Below are 19,092 nucleotides of genomic sequence, written 5' to 3'. Positions count from 1 at the left end.
TGTTATGGGGGAAAATATTATTTTCTGTATACGGCATATTACGGGCTTAAAGACTATCAGGCTATTTTGATGCCAGGCCTCTATTATCCATAAATCTGTGCACAAGGCGGAATTACTTTCCAAAAGCTAAATTTATTGATACGTAATGCCCTGATAATATTCGTAGATCTTTACACGCAGCAAATAATCATACTTCGCTGATATCAGATTTATGGCGGCTTTATCCAGGTTATTTTTTACGATGAGGTAATCGATTGATGTACCTTGCCCTACATTGAACTTTGCTTCAGCTGCTTTAAACGACAAACTTAAATAGTTAAACTGTTGTAGTAATGCTTCATAACGTTCAAAAGCGCCCGTTACATTATTATAAGCTTCTTCAATATCCTGTTGCAGTTCGGTTTTTACAGCAGTCTTTTGCAGCGTATAATCTTTCAGGTCAATTTTTGCTTTTTTAATGTCTTTTCTTACTCTGAATGAATTGAATACAGGGACATGAAGTGTTAGTGCAAAAGCCGATGATATATTGTTGTTAAGTTGATTAAAATACTTTCCTTGTGAAGCAGTAGAATAATTGGAATAAAAGCCTGTTCCAAATTTCAAAGTTGGGAACAAACTGCCCTTGGCCACCTTGATGGCCTCTTCAGCGCTTCGCCTCCTGTATTCAGCGGCCTTTACTTTTGCAAAATTATTAAGCGCAGTTTCATAGGCAGCCTGAGTGTTGCCATTATATTCATTCAAGATTGCACCCGAAATTTCTCTTTTAAATTCCATGTCCTTTTCGTAGGGAATACCCATCAGCCTGCATAATGCAATGCGCAGATTTCCGAGTGCATTTTTGGTATTAATTATAGCTACCTGGTCGTTAGCTAACTGTCCCTGTACATCATACAACACAGCAGGAGCAATAGCGCCTTTGTCGTTCAGGATATTTAATCTTTCTACCTGCTTTTGACTTAAGTCTGATTGTGATTGCAATTGAATCAACATATCTTCTGTGTTCATCATTTGCAGGTAGGCCAGGATCACATGGATGGTAATATTATCTTTTTGTTGCTGCAGATCCATTTTAGCTGCTTCATAATCCATGGAACGCTGCCGTACCAGGTTGCTTAGTGTGAGGCCCTGAAATAAAATAACCTCACCATTCAGACTATAATTGGCACTGCTAAACCTTTGCGCTACATAAGCATTGGTAGACGGATCTATGCTTCTGCCCTGGTTATTGCTGTGCTGATTGTGCGCGTTTATATTCGGCAGCTTGTTCAGCTTACTTTGTTTCCAATCCAGTTCACTATATTCTAGCCGGTATATACCCTGATTTATCAGCAGGTTGTTTTTTAAAGCCGTATCAATACATTGCTGCAATGTAAAGAACTTTTGTTGACCGAATACAACAATAACATTCAACATTAAAACAGTTATAAAAAACTTCTTCATTCTACACAAATTTTTAGTTTTATAACACCAGCTGCAGTTCAGGTAGCAACAATGTGCCTGCTCACCCGTTCAGGCAAGCATAGCTTCTGACAGCTATCGCAATACTTACCATTTATTATGCACCATTTATTATTCACCATTCACTATTTACGATTGTTCTCATTTCTCTACTCTCCCGTCCAGCAGGTGTACGACCCTGGAGCCATACGCCGCATTTTTTTCTGAATGCGTTACCTGGATGATGGTAACTCCCTCTTCTTTATTTAATTGCTTAAAGAGGTTCATGATTTCTTCTCCCTGTTTGGAATTGAGGTTGCCTGTGGGTTCGTCAGCTAAAATCAGTTTTGGATTAGCAATCAAGGCTCTTGCTATACCCACTAATTGTTGTTGCCCGCCTGAAAGTTGTGTCGGAAACAGATCCTTTTTGCCCACAATCTGAAATCTGTCCAGCATATCGCCTACCATTGCTTTCCGCTCAGATGTTTTAAAACCTTTATAGATCAGCGGCGTTTCAATATTCTCATACACAGTCAATTCATCTATCAGGTGATATGCCTGGAACACAAAGCCAATATAGCTTTTATACAAGGCCGACTTTTGTTTTTCTTTCAGGGTGTGTACTTCTTCGTTCATAAAAAAGTATTGGCCTTCATTAAAATCATCGAGCATACCTATCACATTCAGCAAGGTTGTTTTGCCTGAACCTGATGGCCCCATTACGGAAATAAATTCCCCTTCATTAACCTTGAGGTTGATATCTTTTAATAAGAAGGTTCTTTTTGTACCTGTATTTACCCATTTGTAGATCCCTTGTAGTTGTAGCATATGATTTGAGATATGAAAGGTGAATAGTGAATAGTATGATTATCTGACATCTCATATCTGATGCCCGATGTCTGACTATTCTGTTCTTAAGCTTTTTATGGGGTTATCTAATGCAACTTTTAATGAATGGTAAGCAATTACTAAAAAAGCGCTCATAAATAAAATAATTCCTGCAAGTATAAACAACGTGGCATTCAGATCAATTCTGTAAGCAAAAGTTTGCAGCCATTTATTCATTAAGATAATGGATATACCTGTTGCAATAATAAATGCAAGAACAATAAGCCTAATAAATGAACCCGCCAATAATGCTGTAATGTTTATGACCGACGCCCCTAAAACTTTTCGAACACCTATCTCTTTCACCCGCAATCTCGCCGTAAATGCAGCTAAGCCAAATATGCCGGCACATGCAAGAACTATCGATATAACAGAAAATAGTGCAATAATTGTATTTATCCTCTTTTCCGATTCATACATTTTCTGATAGTCTTCATCCAAAAAATAGTAATTGAAAACTGCCGCAGGCAACCAGCTTTTATATTTATTCTTAATAAAATCAATTGTCGATTCAAGATTCTCTGCTCTTACTCTGATAAGCAGATTACCTTCACGCGGCCCGGCCATCAGTACGAGCGGTTCTATTTTGTTGCGCAAAGAAGCAAAATGGAAATTTTCTATGACACCAATAATTTCGCCACGCATCCCGCCCATTACATATGCGTTCTTTCCTATTATATTCTTAGGTGTGGAATTGAGAGCCTTTACTGTTTCCTCGTTGACTAAATAATGATAAATATTTGAATCCCTGTTTTGATGAGTAACGTCAGCTATATCCTGTAGAGTAAAATCTCTTCCGGCTATTAATTTTATTCCACAGGTATTCAAATAATCCTGATCTACAGGATTTCCCTTACATTGTATGCTTTTTTCTTTTGACAGCCCGATACTTCTTCCACTACCAATTGTTACCGGGGACCAGTCCCCTGCTGATACAGCAAGTATATTAGGATTCGTTTTAAGATCGGCTTTAATTTGTTCTATTTGTTTCATATGCTGCCAGAAACCATTCAGCCTTATGATATTGTCTCTGGTATATCCTAATTTTTTTTGTTGTATATATTTCATCTGGCTCATCATCGTAATCATAGCTATGATAAGAAATGAAGAAACCACAAACTGAAACAAAATAAAACTATTTTGGATCCAATTTCCCGTCCATTTGCCTTTAAGATTGCCTTTGAGAACAGTTACTTCTTTAAATCTTGAAAGCACAATGGCAGGATAGCTACCCGCAAAAAAAGCAATAAATAAAAGAAGAATAATTATTACTAATAATATTGCAGGTTGAAACAACTCCTTATACACAAATTGTGTCTGGGCTAAACGATTAAAAACTCCCAGAAACACATAAGAAAGCAGAAGGCTTACAACAACGGCACTTAATGTAATGACTAAAGACTCAATGATAAATTGCCAAAAAATACTTTTTTTACCAGCTCCTGTAACTTTACGTATACCCACCTCACGGGCTCTTTTAGTAGAACTGGCTACGCTCATATTGATATATGTAAAACAAGCAATAATTAAAATAAGCGATGCTATACCTATGGAAATATAGATATAATTAATACTCACATTAGGCACTATTGCATCTAATGAAGAGTATAAATGAATCTTCAACAAAGGCTCGAATCCAAAACCAACTTTTTTATCACCCATTACCGATTTAACTAATGCAGGTATTTGAGGTAGAATATTTTCAGAGCTTTTAGGGTTTTTAAATAACAGGTAAGTAGAAAAATCCGCATTATAGTATGTTTTGCCATCATATGATTTTAATATTGGCGCTACACTTCGGAGGAAGTTGTAAGTAATTTGAGAGTTCTTTGGCACATCTTCTGCAATTCCCGCAACGGTAACAGGCATTTTATCATCGCCAACCAAAAGTGTTTTTCCAACAGGATTGTGCTCTCCAAAATATTTCCTGCTCATCGTTGGCGTTAAAAAAATTTTATTAGGATCTTTCAAATCTTTTGGATCTCCTTCAATAAGTTTAAAATCAAATACATCGAAAAAGGTAGAATCCACATTTAGAATAGATTCGTCAAATGACTTTTCTCCATTTGCAATAGCTTCATACGAGGAATAGAGACGTGTTCCTGTTTCAACTTCAGGAAAATTTTCTTTAAACGAAGGAAGTACATATGCACTTGTAACACTATGAGGCCTCGAGTCACCATTCTCCCCGGGAAATATTGTAATTACTCTTGCTATCCTGTCGGCCTTTGAATGGAATTTATCAAAACTCAATTCAAAATGCACATACAGCGCCAAAAAAAGACAGCACATTAACCCTATTGCAAGGCCACTAATATTAATAATTGAAAATAATCTATTCCTTTTCAGGTTCCGCCACGCAGTTTTAAAATAGTTTTTGATCATGGTATTAAAGAATTGAGCTGTGAGAGGTAAGAAGTGAGATGTAAGTCAGTAAAAGCTCAAACCTCATTTCGGATTTTTTGATTTATTCTGTTCTTAAACTTTTTATGGGATTCCTGGTAGCTGCTTTTATCGCCTGAAAACTCACGGTAAGTAATGCAACCATTAACGCTGCAATACCGGCCGCCGCAAATATCCACCAACTAATATGGATACGATAAGCAAAACTTTGTAACCATGTATTCATTCCCCACCATGCAACCGGAAATGCGGCCAAAGAAGCAGCACAAACGAGCTTTACAAACTGCTTTGAAAGCATTTGTGTTATTTGGGCCACACTTGCACCCAACACTTTTCGCACACCAATTTCTTTCGTGCGCTGCTCCGCGGTGTATGTTGCCAATCCAAACAGCCCCAAACTTGCAACAAAAATGGTAAGGATCGCAAAAAGATTTAGGATGGTGCCGGTTTTTTGTTCTGCTGAATAAGTGTTAGCAAACAGATCGTCAATAAAATTATAGGCAAAAGGTTCACCGGTTTGAAAACTATTCCATAATTTATTCATGGTTGATAATAGTCCCCGTAAATCTGTCGTTTTTATTTTAAAGATGAGCCCGCTTTCAGGTTTCAATGTCATAAACAAAGGGCTGATGGCTTTATGCAATGTTTTAAAATTAAAATTTTTTACCACGCCAATTACACGATATGGATAATTATCGCCCCTGTCGCTGTTTTGCATAAGAACCGTTTTTCCAACAACCGTTGTATTGTTCCAGCCGAGCATTTGCGCAGCCGTTTCGTTTAATAATATCGCCGATGAATCAGAAATATAATCTTTAGAAAAATTTCTTCCGTTCACTATATTTATGCCAAAGGTTGGTATATAATTTTCATCAACACGGTACCCCACGCCATTTACAAGTAAGTTGTCGTTTCCCTGCGGAAACACCAGCGAATTATTATAGTTGCTGGGGCCCGCAGGTTTATAGGATGATACGGTAGCATTTACAATCCGCGGGTCATGCAGCATTTCCTGTTTAAAGGTCTGCTCATTATTTCCTAACGCATAAGAATTAGGAATAATAATTAGTTGTTCTTTATCAAAACCAAGGTCTTTGTTCTGAATATATTTCATCTGTTGATAAACGACAATTGTTCCAATAATAAGGGAAACAGAAATGAAGAACTGAAAAACAACCAGGCCGCTTCTTAATCCGAAACCGCTGTTATTGTTATTTAATTTTCCTTTTAAAACCGCAACCGGTTTATAAGATGATAAATAGAATGCGGGATAAATGCCAGCGAGAACGCCAACCAGCAAGCCGCAAAATATAAAAGCAATGAAAGGTTGAAAATTAAAAGTCAGGTTTTTGCCGGCTATATTATTGAAAGCAGGCATGCCCAATTTCACTAACGTGAATGCAACAAATAAGGCAAAGATGGTGATTAATACTGATTCTAATAAAAATTGGCCTATCAGTTGCTTCTTTGTGCAACCTGATACTTTTCTTATGCCTACTTCCTTTGCCCGCTTGGACGCTCCGGCGGTGGATAAATTGATAAAATTAATGCATGCTACAATCAGCATAAAAATAGCAACCCCCGCAAAAATGTAAACATAGGTTGCATTGCCGCCGGGCTCATATTCGTTGTTGGTATTGGAATGTAAATGAATATCCGTTAATGGCTGTAAGGTAAAGCCCATCGAATTTCCTTTAGTGCGGAACTGCTCAATGCTTAAACCCATCTGCTGCTGAATTTGTGGGCCCATGTATTTTTCAACCATTGCGGGAAACTTTACTTCTATCTTCTTTAAATCAGCGCCAGGCTTTAATAGAAGATAGGTATGATAACCACCGGACATCCACGTGTCAAGTGAAGCTTCTTGCCAGCCAGCCATCGAACCAAACATTTCAAAATGAAAATGTGAATTAGAGGGGATGTCTTTTATAACACCTGTAACAGTGTAAAATGAAGTGTTGTTATTAAAGGAAAGTGTTCTGCCCAGCGGGGATTCTTTACCAAAATATTTTTCTGCCAGGTTTTGTGTGATGACCAGCGTATTTGGTTTTTGCAAAGCGGTTTTATAATCACCTTGTAACATTGGCAATGTGAATATGCTAAAGAAGTTTGGATCAACCAGTACCAACTCATCATCTTTAAAGATTTTATTGTTGTAAGTAACCTTTGGTTTGCCTTGTTGCAGAAGTCTTGTGGCATCTTCCACCTCCGGAAAATTGTTTTTCATGGTTTTTGCAACTGGCGGCATAGTTACACTTTCATTTATTTCCCCGCTATTAATATTTGCTTTAAAGATGACGCGGGCAATTCTGTCAGCATTTATATTAAACTTATCATAGCTTAATTCGTCCTGTACATACAACATTATAATGAAGCAGGTTGCAATGCCAATACCCAGACCGACAATATTGATAACAGAAAAAAGTTTATTTTTTTTGATATTCCGCCACGCAGTTTTAAAATAGTTTTTGATCATGGTATTAAAGAATTGAGCTGTGAGAGGTAAGGAGTGAGATGTAAGTCAGTAAAAGCTCAAACCTCATTTCGGATTTTTTTGATTTATTCTGTTCTTAAGCTTTTTATGGGGTTAGTAAGCGCTGCCTTAACAGACTGCGTGCTTACTGCAATCAATGCTATTAATATTGATATAGTACCCGCAAAAACAAAAATCCACCATTCAATCTGCGTACGGTAAGCAAATCCTTGCAACCACTTATGCATGGCCCACCACCCCGCAGGCAATGCAAAAACAAAGGAGATCAGGACCAGCTTTAAAAAATCAGCATTTAGCATAGCAGATATCTGGTAAGCATTGGCGCCTAAAACTTTGCGTACGCCAATTTCCTTCCTGCGTACTTCTGTACTATAGGCTGCCAGCCCTAAAAGCCCAAGGCAGGAAATTAATATGGCAATAGCTCCGAATAATTTAATAAGTATTGTAAAATTGATATCAGATTTATATTGCTCTGCAAATGATTCATCCAGGAATGTGTATTCAAAGGGATATTCGTTAGTATATTTTACCCATTGCCTTTTGGTTGCTTCAATTGCTCTTTGTGCATTTTGTGCGGTAGTTTTTACATATAGTACTGAATTCCATCCCTTTTTAGAACTACTCATTATTAGGGGTGCTATGGGCTGATGCAAATCATGGAAATGGAAATCCTTCACTATTCCTATAATAGTACCTTTAGTATCATGGTATGTAATTTCTTTTCCAATGGGATCCTTAATTGCAAGCTTTTTTATTGCTGTTTCATTCAATATAAAGGATGTAGAATCACCTGGCGTTCCGGAGAAATTTTTACCCTTAGCAATTGATAACTGCATAGCAGGAATAAAGCGTGGCTCTACATTTAATTCATAAAAGAAAATGCTGCCAGGCTTGTGATCTGCATCATGATAATCTCCTGAAGCATGTTGTATACTACTGATATACCCGTTGGCCACAGAAGCAGCCTGTATAGATGGGTCCTTTCTCAGTTCATTGAGCACAGCTTCTGTATGCATGACCATATTCGTTTTCATGGGAGCAGTAAGCACATAAGACTGATCATAACCCAGGTCCATTTTCCTGATATAGTTCATCTGGCGTGTGATAATGATGGTAGCTATAATCAACACAATAGAGATAAAGAACTGTAAAACTACCAGCGCCCTTCTTATGTAGGAATTGCCCGAGGAGGATAAATGTCTTTTTTGGAACACTTCCATTGGCTTAAAAGACGAAAGAAAAATAGCTGGGTATACTGCTGCTGCAGCCAAAGTGGCTAAAAACATTACTAAAATTACTTTCCATATTCCCGGATCAAACAGGGATATTTCTAAACCCTCTTCCATAAACGTTTTATTAAAAAGAGGAATGAAAAAATAAAGCATTAATAAGCATCCCAAAGCTGCAATACCAAACAATAAAGTGGTTTCAAAAACGAACTGAGTAAATATTTGTATTTTGTTGGCGCCGGTAATTTTTCGCATGCCAACTTCTTTCATTCGGCCTATAGCACGGGCGGTGGAAAGATTGACATAGTTGATACAAGCTATTACAAGAATCAAGATTCCAATAGCCAGAAACAATCTCACAAGTTTCAGATTCGTATCTTTCCCATCAACAGACCTGAGGTTTAATTCAGTAAACTTCATAGGAAAAAATTGCACTTTCTGTACAGCTTTATATTCCTTATGGGGAAATCTCTCAATAAACATTTTAGAAATTTTTTGTAGTGCAGATGCAGCTATGCTTTCATTACGGGCCTTTATGAAAGAGTAAAAGGCATAATTTCCCATATCTTCATCAATCGTTTTCCAGACCCCATTCCCGCCATTATTTGTAAAATTAGAAGCTAACTCCGCCATGGAAAATAATATTTCAGGCCTGATGGAAGTGTTCTTCGGAAAATCTTTCATTACAGCGGTTACAACATAATTGGTTGAATTATCTTTCTTAAGTGTTTTGCCAATAGGATTGTCGTTGCCAAACAAGTAACGCGCAGTTGTTTCATTGATGACGATTGAATTACTTAATGCAAGTGGCGACTTTTTATCTCCTGCTACAATTTGATGCGAAAAGAATTTGAAGAAATTGCTATCGGCATAAAAAGCCTGGCTTTTGTTGTATAATTCCTGGGAGCCGTATGTAAGAAGCGTTACATAATTTTGCGATAAGCGCATAACGGATTCTATTTCCGGGATAGAAGCCGATAAAGTTTTTAAAACACCGGTGGAATTACTGAAATGTATAATTTCTCCATTATTGGGCATTTTTATATTCACAGAAAAAATCTTGTCTGCATCTTTAATGTGACTGTTGAAACTATATTGGAAATGTACCCACATTAATATCATTATCCCTGCGGCCAGCCCCACTGCCAGCCCGATTAAATTTAGCGCACTAAAGAATTTGCCTTTTAACAGGTTTCGCCACGCAGTTTTGAAATAATTTTTGATCATGGTATTAAAGAATTGATCTTTGAGATGTGAAACGTAAGAACTGAGATGTAAGACAGCTGAAACTCATACACAATGCTTATTTAAATTAAAATATTTTCAATCACCGTTTGCCCATCCAACATTCTGACAATGCGGTGGCTGTAACGGGCATCGTGTTCGCTGTGCGTAACCATGACGATGGTAGTTCCCGCTTCATTGAGGTCAGTGAGCATTTGCATTACTTCATTACCGTTCGTGCTATCGAGGTTACCTGTAGGCTCATCGGCAAGGATAAGCTTTGGGCGGTTCACCACAGCACGGGCAACAGCTACACGCTGCTGCTGCCCACCTGAAAGCTGCTGTGGAAAATGATTGCGGCGGTGCATGATCTGCACTTTATCCAGCACTTCTTCAACCCTTGCCTTACGATCAGATTTCTTCACACCTGCGTACATCAGCGGCAATTCCACGTTTTCATAAACTGTCAGTTCATCAATGAGGTTAAAGCTCTGGAAAACAAATCCGATGTTTTTCTTGCGCATATCCGCGCGTTTTCTTTCGTTGAACTTTGCCACTTCTGTCCCGTTGAACAAATAGCTCCCGGCATCGGGATCATCTAAAAGCCCGATGATGTTTAAAAGTGTTGACTTTCCGCAGCCGGAAGGGCCCATTACGGCTACAAACTCACCGGGCTTTACTTCGAAGGATATTTTATTTAAGGCGAGGGTTTCTACTTCTTCGGTTCTGTAGATCTTTTCGAGCCCGGTAATTTTTATCATTGTGTCACCGTTCACAAAAGGGGGGATCAGGCTTGCATCTTTAATTTCAGTTGTTATCATTTTAATATAAATTTTGATAAGGAATATAATTTTTTAAGCATCGGAATATGGTTATAGAAATTAAAAAACCTGTTACAAAAGAAAAAGTGTAAAAGGCTTTTTCTGATGTTTCCATAATGGGGAATAAGAAAACGCTGTGTAAACACTTCGGCAAGTTGAAACGCAGCCTGCATGCGGTTTCTTATCAGAAAAAAGTAAGACACGGATGGGCTTAATTTTGTTGCCGATACCAATTTCCTGATCAATGTGCATGAAGGAATAGAAAAGACAGAGCCATTTTTAGATGCAACGGTATATGTTTCTATAATTACTGAAATTGAACTTTTAGGCTGACCTAAGCTCAAGCCTTTGAAAAAAGCATTATGAAAATCTCTTTTGAATGATTGCGTGATAACAGGCCTTACGCCGGAAATAAAAAACATTGCAATTGAGTTGAGGCAAAACCAAATACTGAATACACCCGAGGCTATAATTGCTGCCAGAGCGAAATTTCTGCAACTACAGGTAGTAACCCCTGACAAAGGGTTTGATAAAATAAAAGATGTAAAAATCATTCTCATTTAATCAGCTTATGTAATTGTTCAGGTTATAAAAATCAACATACGGTGAGCATTTTAATATTCACTTTACGGAGGCTTAGTGATTTTTCAATACCAATTCCTGCATATCTCCATAATTTTCATAACTGCTCGTTACTACTTTATCCCCAGGTTTTAATCCGTTCATCACTTCGTAATAATCCGGGTTTTGTCTACCCAATTGCACGTCAACCTTATAAGCAATTTTTCCGTTTTCGCTTACTTTAAATACCCAGTTGCCACCCGTTTGCTGGTAAAAGCCGCCTTTGGGAAGCAACAACGCGGTTGTTTCATCGCTTAACGCCAGACTGATCTGTATAGTTTGCCCGCGACGGATATCTGACGGCCAGTCTTTTACAAACTCCAGATCCACCTGGAAACGGCCATTGTTTACCTGGCTGAAAACTTTTTTAACGGTTAACTGATAAGGTTTATTAGCTATGCTTGCTTCGCCGGTTAATCCTGTAAAAATTCTTGAAATATAATGCTCGTCAATATCAGCACGCACCTTATAACTACCTATTACATCCAGCTGGCCTAACCTTGTGCCCTTGTTTACAGATTGTCCTATCTCAGCATCTAAAGATGTGAGCTGCCCTGCTACAGGAGCACGTACAATAAGGTCCCCAACCTTTTGGCTAAACAAGCCTAATGTACGTTGTGACCCTGCATACGATTGACCGGCCTGTTTGGTTTGCTGACGGCTCAACTCTTCATCCTGCTTCAGTATTCTTTCAGACAGTTCTTTTTTTTGTGCGTAATAATTATAATCATTCTCTGATTTTTTAAATTCCTGCAAACCAATGGCATTGTTTTCATAAAGGTATTTATTCATTTCATAAACCCTTTTTGCTTCTTTTAACTGGCTTTCCACATCTGCCATCTGATTAAGTTTCGACACTGTATTTTGTTGTGCGGCATTTTGCGCAATCTGCATCTGCGTAAGTGTATTATACACCTGTGATTGCTGAGTGAGCAAATTCAGCATCAGGTCAGAATTGCTCAGCCTGAGGATAGGCTGTCCCTTCGCCATCACAGTACCATCTTCCACATATTTTTCTTCAACGCGCCCGCCTTCCATTGCATCCAGGTAAATAGTATTCATTGGTAAAACCACACCGTTTACAGGAATGTATTCTTTGAAAAGTGCCTTTTTTACTTCACTGATAGTTATACGTTCTGTATCTACATTCAGTTTGCTATTGCCGGTGCTGAGGTAAATACTCAAACCTATTAACACCGCAATCCCGGTAATTGCTGCGATCATCAGGATCCTTTTCTTACTCCAAAATTTTTTCTCAATCGGCCTGTCCACCTGTAATATTTTTATTGATGATTTTACAAATTAACAATCAATGCTATGCCAAATTAGCAACTAATTGAATCGCATAACTTTAAATGGCTGATGAAATATTTAGATGTTACAGTACCGCACACCAACTGTGCGGTTTTGATACAGTTTCTATTTACAATATCTTTAGAATTGTAAAAATAGAGGTATTCGTAAATTTGCTTTAGAAAAACTATGTTACTCAGGGACGCGACTATACTGGTGATTGATGATGATGCGGATGTATTAACTGCCGCCAGGCTCCTCTTAAAGTCTCATGCAAAAGAAGTTGTTACGGAAAAAAATCCTGAGATGCTGCGCTCTATTTTCCTGAAAAGAGATTTTGACGTGGTACTAATGGATATGAATTTCAGCAGTTCTCTAAATTCCGGAAATGAAGGATTGTATTGGTTGAGAAAAGTAAAATCACTAGGCTCAAACGCTTCTGTTATAATGATTACCGCTTATGGAGATATTGACCTGGCAGTAAGATCATTAAAAGAAGGAGCATCAGACTTCTTACTAAAACCCTGGCAGAATGAATCCTTATTAAATAGCATCAGGGATATACTGAAAAAGAAATCTGGAACTGATATCACCATCCGTGAAGACAAAGGAAATTTTTTGGTGAAGTCGGAGGTGATGAAAGATGTGCTGAAAAAAATTGAAAAAATAGCGCCCACGGATGCTAATATTTTAATACTCGGCGAAAACGGCACCGGTAAAGACCTTGTGGCAAAAGCAATACACCAGCAATCGCTGCGTGCATCAAAACCATTTATTAAAACAGATGTTGGTTCGCTCACCGAAACGCTCTTCGAGAGCGAATTGTTCGGCCATGTGAAAGGCGCCTTTACAGACGCCCGCGAAGAACGAACAGGAAGGTTTGAGGCTGCAAATGGCGGTACGCTGTTTTTAGATGAGATCGGGAATATATCACTGCACCAGCAGGCAAGGCTGCTTTCCGTTTTGCAAAGCCGCCAGGTTATTAAGCTGGGAAGCAACCTGCCACTGCCTGTCAATATTCGTTTAATCTGTGCTACAAACCTGCCAATGCACGAGCTGGCAGATGAAAAGCGTTTCAGAAAAGATTTGATTTATCGCATTAATACTGTTGAAATACTGCTTCCGCCATTAAGACAAAGGGACGGCGATATTCAGCTTCTGGCAGATCATTTTGTAGCATTTTATTCAGAAAAATACTTTAAACCATTCCTGTCAATTGATAAAAAAGCAATAGAAAAATTGGAGCATTACCATTTTCCCGGCAATGTGAGGGAACTGCAATACATAATTGAGAGAGCAGTAATTATGTGCGAAACCACTAATATTAAACCTAATGATATTGTTTTTTCTCCCATTGAATGTAATGAAGCGGTAAATGCTGCTACCAGCCAGATGAACCTGAATGCATTGGAAAAAAATACCATTTTATTAGCCATTGAAAAAAATAATGGGAATATTTCTAAAGCAGCAAAAGAATTAGGCCTTACCAGAACTGCATTGTACCGTCGATTGAACAAATATGACATTTAAAAGAAAAAAAATCAAACTTATCCTGCAGGTAATACTGTTGTTTATTACGCTGGCAGCTTTTGCGTGGTTTTTAACGCAGCAACAATGGTGGCCTGCAGTCGTATCATTTTCATTATCCATTTTCTTTGCAGTTGAAATTATTCGCATTACCATAAAATCAGAAAAAACAATACTGGAATTTATTGAAGCAGTGAAGTATAATGACTATAGCCTTACTTATAATACCAAGACTGCTCCAAAGGACATGCAGCATCTCTACAAAGGCTTAAATACAATCAGTGAAAGTTTTAAAAATATCATCAGGGAGAAAAATACGGAGAAAACTTATCTCCAAAAGATATTGGAAATGGTAAATATTGGAATTATCTCGTTTAATGCTGAAACCGGTGAAATATTTATGATCAATGAATGTTTCAAAGATTTAACCAACATTCCTTATGCTAAAAATATTCATGCTTTTGAAAAGCGCAACCATGATTTTCTCAATTTGATCTTGCATATGAAAACGGGTCAATCAGAAATATTCAGTTTTAAAAAGGGAGCTGTAACAGATAAGTTATTAATAAATGCCACACTATTTAAAACGGGCAATTATTACAACAAACTAATAGCAATTCAGAATGTAAATGAGCCATTGAACCAAACAGAATCCAGAGCCTGGCAAAAATTATTGAATGTAATGACCCACGAGATCATGAACTCTGTAGCGCCCATTTCTTCATTGGCTGATACTTTGATCAAGCAGTTAGATAAAGAAACGGCCGGTAAAAATAAAGATAACGAAGACCTTCTCGAAGGTCTGCATACGATAAAGAAAAGAAGTGATGGTTTACAGCGTTTTGCTGTTACCTACAGAAACCTGAATAAGATAACCAAATTAAACATTAAGGAGATTTTTGTAAGGGATATTTTTGAAAATCTGCAAACTTTAATGCAGCCAACCCTTGATCAAAAAAATATAGAATTAGATGTAATTCTAAAAGAGCCCGATTTAAAAATCAAGGCTGATACAGATCTTATTGAACAGGTTTTAATAAACCTGCTGACTAACGCAATTGAAGCGGTCAAAGAAGTGGCTGAAGCACATATTGTTTTATCTGCTTACCAAAAAAGCGGCAAAAAATATATACGCGTGGTTGATAACGGTATTGGTATGAGCGAAGTAATCACTGAACAAATATTTATACCCTTTTTTAGTACCAGGAAAAACGGCAATGGCATAGGCCTGAGCTTATGTAAACAGATCATACTGCTGCACAAAGGAACTATACAGGTTTTTAGTGAAGAGGGAAAAGGAACAGCTTTTGTCATCGGATTGTAGTATTATGATAATAACTACCACATTAATACTAACACTTGCATGCTTGAACAAACCATGAAAAGCAAAGCCCTGGGCAATAAACAGAAGTTGCTGCTGCGCGACCGTTCTGTAAACACAATCGATTATTTCCCGGACATTTGTTGTTTCTTTTTTTCTCCAATATTCATTAGTCTTTGTAATACCTGTGCTAATTCAAGTTCGGATTTAGAGTCAGTTTTGCTGTGAGTTCTTTTAATAGCATGTTGCTCTTCATGCATTTTTATTATTTGCTTTTGTAGTTTAATTATTTCGGACTGAAGATTTTTAATTTCCTGGTTTAAAATGTCAATTTCGCCCGATAATGATTCATCTTTATGCTCTGTCTTTATCATTGATCCTTTACCCGTAATCAGCCAGTCAAGATTAAAGTCATGATAATTATCTATGACTAATCGCAATTTATCAACACCAAGGCTGCTTCCGCTGTCTAAAAAACCAACTGAAAGTCCTGTTTTTGCATAAAACTTGTTCTTACTAATGCCCTTATAGTTAAGATATTGTATTATTTTCTCTTTATCTGTCATGATTTTTATCAAAGGATATTTGGCATATAATGACAATTATCATTAAATTTGCTTTCAAACTACAAAACCATATGAGCAATGAACAAAAGTAGGCGAAAATACGATGCAAAACGTGCGGAGGTTGTAAAGTTTTTGGCAAACAAATTCAATTGTACCCCTGAATATATCCGCAGCGTTATTCACCCCGATAGCACCGTAAACTGGCTTAGAAGTGACGAAATACGCCGCGAATACAAGGAAAAATACGAAGCGATCAGGAATATACTTTCTTAAATATGAACTAAGAATTCAGAATTTACTGGAACCATCCCTAAAGAGCTACGCAAACAAGGCATGGAACCATTTGATTTGTAGCTCAAGACATCATGTAATCTATTGCAGCTTGATGAAATTACATAAAGGCAACAGTGATAGCTGAAGAAGAGAATCTTTTATACCCAATAAAATTTAAAATAATGGTAAAAGGTAAAAAGGAACATACATACTTAATCATACCGATCTTTCCTTGTGACGGAAAATAAAAGTTTCCTTAAAAAAATATTAATATAAACTTTTAAGATTCTCATTTTCCCATTTTTACCCTATTACTAATTTTTTTGAACAGTACTGAGAGTGTCAAAATACATCTTTGCAGTACCAAAACCATTAATTATGAGTAATATAAAGTTCTACCTGTACTATCTTGAGTCTCAATTTACAGGATATGCGCCGGTTATAAGAATAACCGTATTTGCAGTAAGCATTCTCTTACTTATCTACCTTGTTTCTATGTTCAGGATATTTATTATGGGTTATAAAGCCCGGAAAGAAGAAATCCGTTTGAGGAAATTTCAAAAGAAATACGGAGAAAAAGTCGAAAAGTTGGTATTGAGCGAAACTGATGTCAGCGAGGATGAAATTAGTACCATACTTAATTTGAATGACAATATATTGTCCGATTGGGAATATAAACAAATGACCGAATTGCTCACCACATTGAAAGAGGAAAACAAAGAAAAGCTTAACTTAAATAACTATAACAATATTGTTACCGCATTGTCGCTGGTAGAGTTTTGGGAAAAACGGCTTAGAAAACACAGCCTTTTTAAAAATAAGACAGCATTGCGGAAATTCGATACGGTTTCACAAAGCATCCCCGGAAGCCTGATTGCTCACAAAGTAAATACTAAGAATGAAGCCCTTAGAAAGCACGCAAGAAGCCAATACATAAAGTTCTCTACTTTTGACGGTTTTAAATTTCTCGATGATAATTTCGACAGGGACTTTAATTCACTTGATGCCATAAGAATACACAACGCGCTCAAGTTCCGTTCCGAGCAAAAGCCTTTACCCCCATTGATACGTTGGGTACACACTGCAACCAATGAAAAATATCAGACATTTCTTATTAAAGAAATAGGTTTATTCCGCCAGGCAGAAAGTGCTGAACAGCTGCTGAATCTGTTTAAAAACACTGAAAGCTTCACGGTAAAAGCGCAGATAGCTCAAACCCTTGGTATGCTGAAATATGAAAATGCCATTCCTGTTTTTGAAACCGAATATGATTATAACCCCATACCGGTACAACGCAATATTATTGAAGCGCTGGGTGAGTTTAAATCGCAGGCCGCATTGAGCTTCCTGGAAACACTTTACGGCAATACACACAATCATGATCTGCTGATAACTATTGTACACAATATCTGTAAAATAGATAAGGAAAGAAAAGTCTTTGAAAAACTGAAAAACAGCGCCAGCACAGACTTCGAGAAAAATATTTTTAAACATGAGGAATCTTTGTTTGCAGGGATTTAAAACTCCACCCTTCTATGAATTACGTAGTATACATATACCAGTATCTGATATTTTTCTATGCGCTCTCTGTAACCATAATCTATTTTTTACTGGCATTTTTCAGTTTCTTTCAAATATCAAAATACAAGATCAACTATACCAGGCATGAAGATGATGACATCATCAGAAATAAGCAAATAGTTCCCGGCATTTCTGTGGTTGCTCCCGCGTTCAACGAGGAAGTAATTGTCATTGATAATGTAAAATCGCTTTTAAATCTTGATTATCCGAACTTTGAAGTTGTCATTGTAAATGACGGCAGTAAAGACCGCACACTCGAATTGCTGATAGAAAACTTCGATCTGTACGAAGCGCCATATCCATATATTGAAAAAATAAGATGCAAGCCGGTAAAGCGCATTTTCAAATCTGCTTCTGCCGAATACAGCAATCTGATAGTAGTAGACAAAATAAACGGCGGTACCAAAGCAGACGCCATGAACGCAGGGATTAATATTGCCAGGCATGACTATTTCATTAATACAGACGTAGATTGCCTGCTCGCACCGGATACATTATCTAAGATCATCCTGCCGGTACTTGACTCTAATGAGCGCGTGATCGCTGTAGGCGCTACTATGAGAATGGCAAACGGCTGCGACATTGAAGCCGGAAGGATCAGGCGCGTACGCCCGCCGAAAGGCATTATACCTGCATTCCAGGAAACAGAGTACCTGCGTTCTTACCTGGTTGCAAAGATGGGATGGTCCAGGTTTAACCTCATCCCCAACGTTTCAGGAGGCTTCGGGCTTTTTGAAAAAGCAGCCGTGGTAGATGCCGGCGGCTTTGACCCGCTGTCCCACGCAGAAGATATGGACATGACCATAAGAATTGCAGCCAACGTAAGAAACAGCGGCCAGAAATATAAAATAGCCCAGATACCCGATAGTCTTTGCTGGACAGAAGGCCCGCCCAACCTGAAGGTTCTGAGCCGCCAGCGCACGCGCTGGGGCAGAGGACTGCTACAGATATTTGTGGTACACAGAAGGCTGATCTTTAACCGCCGTTATGGCAGGCTGGGCATGGTGATACTGCCTTATGCACTGATCTTTGAGTTCCTGGCCCCGATAATAGAACTGACAGGTGTGGCATTTCTACTGTTCCTGTTATTTACGCAGCAGATCAACTACAATACTTTCTGGCTGATGCTGTTCTTTGCCTATATGATAGGAGCAGCTTTTTCCCTGGTAACTATATCCTACGATATGGCTGTAAAGAAGCAGTACAAAACGTTCAGGGAATATTTAAAGCTGGTGGTACTGTCGGCATTCGAGGCCATTTTATACCATCCCCTGATCGTTTTTTTCAGCCTGAGAGGCTACTGGCAGTTCCTGACAAGGAAAAACTTTAAGTGGGGCGCCATGACCAGGCAGGGTTTTACTAAAAATACACAGGTAGCACCTACTAACACTATTGCGAATTAATTTATAATTGA

Annotated in this window: 14 protein-coding genes; 6 read left to right on the top strand and 8 right to left on the bottom strand. The window is 37.9% G+C overall.

Annotated elements, in window-relative coordinates; all coding sequences use genetic code 11:
- Positions 1–132: 132 nt before the first annotated feature.
- The 6 genes from OD355_RS09890 to OD355_RS09865 all read right to left on the bottom strand — a co-directional run bounded on the left by OD355_RS09890 (position 133) and on the right by OD355_RS09865 (position 10,436).
- Positions 133–1,440: a TolC family protein gene (locus tag OD355_RS09890; RefSeq protein ID WP_263038310.1), complete on the bottom strand. Its 1,308-nt coding sequence runs from the start codon at positions 1,438–1,440 to the stop codon at positions 133–135.
- Positions 1,441–1,599: 159 nt separating this feature from the next.
- A complete protein-coding gene (locus OD355_RS09885; RefSeq protein WP_263038309.1) occupies positions 1,600–2,265 on the bottom strand; it encodes an ABC transporter ATP-binding protein in 666 nt (221 codons plus the stop codon).
- Between the two features lie 75 nt (positions 2,266–2,340).
- The gene (locus OD355_RS09880) at positions 2,341–4,710 is read right to left on the bottom strand and encodes an ABC transporter permease (RefSeq protein WP_263038308.1); all 2,370 of its coding nucleotides are present in this window, start codon (positions 4,708–4,710) and stop codon (positions 2,341–2,343) included.
- An 82-nt stretch (positions 4,711–4,792) separates the two neighbouring features.
- Positions 4,793–7,204: an ABC transporter permease gene (locus tag OD355_RS09875; protein WP_263038307.1), complete on the bottom strand. Its 2,412-nt coding sequence runs from the start codon at positions 7,202–7,204 to the stop codon at positions 4,793–4,795.
- A gap of 83 nt (positions 7,205–7,287) precedes the next feature.
- The gene (locus OD355_RS09870; protein WP_263038306.1) at positions 7,288–9,678 is read right to left on the bottom strand and encodes an ABC transporter permease; all 2,391 of its coding nucleotides are present in this window, start codon (positions 9,676–9,678) and stop codon (positions 7,288–7,290) included.
- An 80-nt stretch (positions 9,679–9,758) separates the two neighbouring features.
- A complete protein-coding gene (locus tag OD355_RS09865; RefSeq protein ID WP_263038359.1) occupies positions 9,759–10,436 on the bottom strand; it encodes an ABC transporter ATP-binding protein in 678 nt (225 codons plus the stop codon).
- Positions 10,437–10,871: 435 nt separating this feature from the next.
- Between OD355_RS09865 and OD355_RS09860 the strand changes: the two genes are divergently transcribed.
- Positions 10,872–11,060: a PIN domain-containing protein gene (locus OD355_RS09860; RefSeq protein ID WP_263038305.1), complete on the top strand. Its 189-nt coding sequence runs from the start codon at positions 10,872–10,874 to the stop codon at positions 11,058–11,060.
- A 72-nt stretch (positions 11,061–11,132) separates the two neighbouring features.
- On the opposite strand, the gene OD355_RS09855 is transcribed toward OD355_RS09860, so the two are convergent.
- Entirely contained in the window at positions 11,133–12,389 is a 1,257-nt protein-coding gene (locus tag OD355_RS09855; protein WP_263038304.1) for an efflux RND transporter periplasmic adaptor subunit, read from the bottom strand.
- Positions 12,390–12,599: 210 nt separating this feature from the next.
- Between OD355_RS09855 and OD355_RS09850 the strand changes: the two genes are divergently transcribed.
- Together OD355_RS09850 and OD355_RS09845 are read left to right on the top strand one after the other, a co-directional pair.
- Entirely contained in the window at positions 12,600–13,940 is a 1,341-nt protein-coding gene (locus tag OD355_RS09850; RefSeq protein WP_263038303.1) for a sigma-54-dependent transcriptional regulator, read from the top strand.
- Positions 13,930–15,261 carry a sensor histidine kinase gene (locus tag OD355_RS09845; protein ID WP_263038302.1) on the top strand — a complete coding sequence of 444 codons (1,332 nt, stop codon included), beginning with the start codon at positions 13,930–13,932 and terminating at the stop codon, positions 15,259–15,261. Before OD355_RS09850 ends, OD355_RS09845 begins: the two co-directional genes overlap by 11 nt.
- Before the next feature lie 122 nt (positions 15,262–15,383).
- Here OD355_RS09845 and OD355_RS09840 read toward each other — a convergent pair whose 3' ends face one another.
- Complete coding sequence (locus OD355_RS09840; RefSeq protein WP_263038301.1) at positions 15,384–15,824, bottom strand: hypothetical protein; 441 nt, start codon at positions 15,822–15,824, stop codon at positions 15,384–15,386.
- 78 nt (positions 15,825–15,902) lie between these two features.
- On the opposite strand from OD355_RS09840, the gene OD355_RS09835 reads away from it, so the two are divergent.
- From OD355_RS09835 to OD355_RS09825, 3 genes are all read left to right on the top strand, one after another.
- Complete coding sequence (locus OD355_RS09835) at positions 15,903–16,097, top strand: hypothetical protein (RefSeq protein ID WP_263038300.1); 195 nt, start codon at positions 15,903–15,905, stop codon at positions 16,095–16,097.
- A 378-nt stretch (positions 16,098–16,475) separates the two neighbouring features.
- A complete protein-coding gene (locus tag OD355_RS09830; RefSeq protein ID WP_263038299.1) occupies positions 16,476–17,618 on the top strand; it encodes a HEAT repeat domain-containing protein in 1,143 nt (380 codons plus the stop codon).
- Positions 17,619–17,632: 14 nt separating this feature from the next.
- The gene (locus OD355_RS09825) at positions 17,633–19,081 is read left to right on the top strand and encodes a glycosyltransferase family 2 protein (RefSeq protein WP_263038298.1); all 1,449 of its coding nucleotides are present in this window, start codon (positions 17,633–17,635) and stop codon (positions 19,079–19,081) included.
- Positions 19,082–19,092: the final 11 nt, after the last annotated feature.

This window comes from Haoranjiania flava (assembly GCF_025631005.1).
GTDB classification, from domain to species: Bacteria; Bacteroidota; Bacteroidia; order Chitinophagales; family Chitinophagaceae; genus Haoranjiania; species Haoranjiania flava.
The sequence above is the reverse complement of the archived record's forward strand: the minus strand, read 5'-3'. Positions and strand labels throughout refer to the sequence as shown.